The organism is Oryzibacillus soli (assembly GCF_051594765.1).
Lineage (GTDB): Bacteria > Bacillota > Bacilli > Paenibacillales > NBRC-103111 > Paenibacillus_AR.
The window spans coordinates 1-3,286 of the sequence record NZ_JBPPGJ010000046.1; the positions used below are offsets into that span (position 1 = coordinate 1).

Below are 3,286 nucleotides of genomic sequence, written 5' to 3' on the forward strand. Positions count from 1 at the left end.
CTGCAAGAGGCATTTCGAGGAAGCGGATTCAGCAGACAACCCAGCACCACCTAACCGCGTCGCGGCCGGTCGGGACCCAGCTGCGCATATGGATCTGGGCTTCCTTAAGGTGGTGTGGGTTCGTAGATACAACAACGTTATGCGTAATTACTGTAGACCCTGAACCATTTTAAAGGACGATTCTAAAGACCATAACTTACAAACAAGTAGAGAAGGGTTAGTCGCGAGAGAATGCGTGCGAGAAGTAACCCCCTTCGTCCACGCGAGCGGAAGATTTTGTCGCGTGAGACGCGACTCGGAATGAAACTAGAATGATAGGGGGAAAGACATAAGGGCATTTTAATAAAAATTATAAGAAATAAACAAACTAGAATTAAAGAATTGGAAACACATTGGTTTAGATCACAGAGCTCATAAAACAAGTAAGATCGATTTTGGCAAGGACATGAATGTGATACACGGAAGACAGTAACTACGCATAACACAGTATCTACGCGGCGGGCCTGGCGGCCCTTGGTCTGCAAGAGGCATTTCGGGGGAGCGGATTCAGCAGACAACCCAGCACCACCTAACCGCGTCGCGGCCGGTCGGGATCCAGCTGCGCTGATGGATCGGGGCTTCCTTAAGGTGGTGTGGGTTCGTAGATACAACAACGTTATATGAAACTTACGAAAAAACTAATGGAAGTGAATTCAATGAAGATATGTAGAAGATGTGGGCAACCAGTGCGGGTCTATGAAACAGAATATGACATATTCGAAGGAATGCATTGGATATGCTTTCACTTCGAATTTGAACATGGAGAATTTGATCCAGATGAACCATGCAACGATCCAAGTTGTCCATGGAATAGGATTAATAATAAGCAAGAATTTATTCTTGAGAATGAAAAAAGCTATACAGTTCATAAGGAACAGCAATTTCTAGGGCTCTATGTAAAGGAACATCAAAAGGAGTTCTATCCTAGTGCTAAATTATTGATTGTAGTTGAATCGTTTAATAATTATGTTGCAAATAAATCTGTATGGTTAGAGAAAACTGAACTGAATGAATTTATCTTAAAAACAAAAGAGTTACATTTGAAAAATGAAAAAGGACTAGTAAAGCTAGAATCAATGACCCCAAATGAATTTGAAATAGAAGTTGAAAAATCTAGATTGGGACAATATCAACTTAAATATAAACTTCAGTCCAGATATTTAAATGATTACAAGTCAGAGATTATTGGATCACAAGAAATTGAATATTTAGAGATAGAAAGATTGTGTAAGTATTTCAAGGATGTCGTAAGCTTCATATAACACCGTATTCACGCGGCGGGCCTTACGGCCCTTGGTCTGCAAGAGGCATTTCGAGGAAGAGGATTCAGCAGACAACCCTGCACTGGCTAAGTCCGTCGGACCCGGGGCTGGCGCCCCTTAAGCCAGTGAGGGTTCGTGAATACAACAACGTTATCTGCAATTGTCCAGAAGCTAAAGAAGAAAGCCCATCAAGAATCAAGATCTTGAACCCCTAAGAGAACCAAGAACCCGACTGGAGATGGACTGCGAGCAATCATCTCGTTCGACGGAACCTTGATTCTTAAGATCGATGGGGGTTCAAGATTAAGGGATTCCTGAACGAAATCGTCTTAAGGTCTTGACCCATCAAGAATTTCAATACTTATCTAAGGGCAATAAAGGGATTCATCCGATAAAGACATTGGAAAGGCGAGAAGGACTGGAAAGCCGATTGGTGGAAGAGACCATCCCTTGATCCCATCGGCTACCCCCCAGCCATCCCGCCACCCTGGTGAACCCCTTCGAGGAAATCGGATGAACCCTTAAAGCCCTTATAAAAACCTTGAAGGATGGGTAAGAGACATGGAAAGACGATTTCTTGGGCCGATTCGAGGAAGTGGACAACTACAGATAACACCGTATTCCCGCGTCGGGGGACAAGCCCCCTCGGTCGCCAAGAGGCATTTCGAGGAAGTGGATTCAGGCGACACACCCGCACCACCTAACCGCGTCGCGGCCAGTCGGAAGCCGGCTTTGCCTTTGGCTCCATGCTACCTTTAAGGTGGTGGGGCGTCGGGAATACAACAACGTTAGGTGAAATCGGACAAAATATCCATAAAAACCATTAAGGATGTGAACCATGAGTGAATATATATGGTCATATCAAGAAAGCAAATAATGAACTATCGGTTATCTTCAATGCTGATAATCTGAAAAACGTTAAAAATGAATTAATTCTTCAGGCCATAGTGAGTTCATGGCTATTTCTAAAAAAATTTATCAAAAACATAAGACCTGATTGGACTCAATATTTTAGTAATAGACTTGAAAATATTATTGCTGAGGAATTAATTATTACAAATGATATGTTAAGTGATTCGTTCAGACAATATGAAAGAATGATCAATGAACGAGAAGTAAAGAGTTACATTTATCAATACATAAAACTGATGGAAACATTATTAACATTCAATAAGCCTTTTGAGGAATCATGTGCTATCTGTCAGGGAGAGTTATTCTATTTTACTGATTTAGTCAATTCTATAGTATTTAAAGAGTGTAATACATGCGGAGCCCACTTTGATCCATTAACTGATATAAGATTAGTACATAAAGGGACCCAAGTAAGACCTTCAACAAGATTTGAGCTACTGAATGAAAGAATAATTGAATTATAACTCAAGACCTTGTTAGCTAATTCAAGAAGTGTCCGACATCACCTAACACCGTATTCACGCGGCGGGCCCTTACGGACCCTTGGTCTGCAGAGGCTTTTCGGGGAAGTGAATTCAGCAGACAACCCTGCGAGGCTAAGTGGCGGAGCCACCCGGCGCTAGCGTGCCTTAAGCCTCTCGGGTTCGTGAATACACGAACGTTATATGTAATTGCCCTAAGGCTAAAGAAGAAAGCCCATCAGGAATCAAGATCTTGAACCCCCAACAGAATCAAGAACCCGCCTGGAGTTGGACTGCGAGCAAGCAGATCGTTCGGCGGAACCTTGATACTTAAGAGCGGTGGGGGTTCAAGATCAAAGCGATTCCTGAACGAAATCGTCATAAGTCTTTACCCATCTAGATGTTCAATACTTGTGAAGGGCTTGGAAGGGATTCATCCGATAAAGACATTGGAAGGCGGAAAGGACTGGAAAAGCCGATTGGTTGAAGGGACTTTCCCTTGTACCAATCGACGAAACCCAGCCTTCCCGCCACCCTTGTGAACCCCTTCGAGGAAATCGGATGAACCCCTTAAAGCCCTTATGAAAAACGTATTGAAAACCTAGAAATGTT

At 42.9% G+C, this 3,286-nt stretch carries 2 protein-coding genes; both read left to right on the forward strand.

Annotation, left to right across the window (positions count from 1 at the left end; translation table 11 throughout):
• Positions 1-695 precede the first annotated feature (695 nt).
• A complete protein-coding gene (locus ACSEXW_RS27875; RefSeq protein WP_438449456.1) occupies positions 696-1,301 on the forward strand; it encodes a hypothetical protein in 606 nt (201 codons plus the stop codon).
• 842 nt (positions 1,302-2,143) lie between these two features.
• Positions 2,144-2,677 (forward strand): hypothetical protein, encoded by a 534-nt coding sequence (locus ACSEXW_RS27880; protein WP_438449457.1) that lies wholly within the window; start codon positions 2,144-2,146, stop codon positions 2,675-2,677.
• Positions 2,678-3,286: the final 609 nt, after the last annotated feature.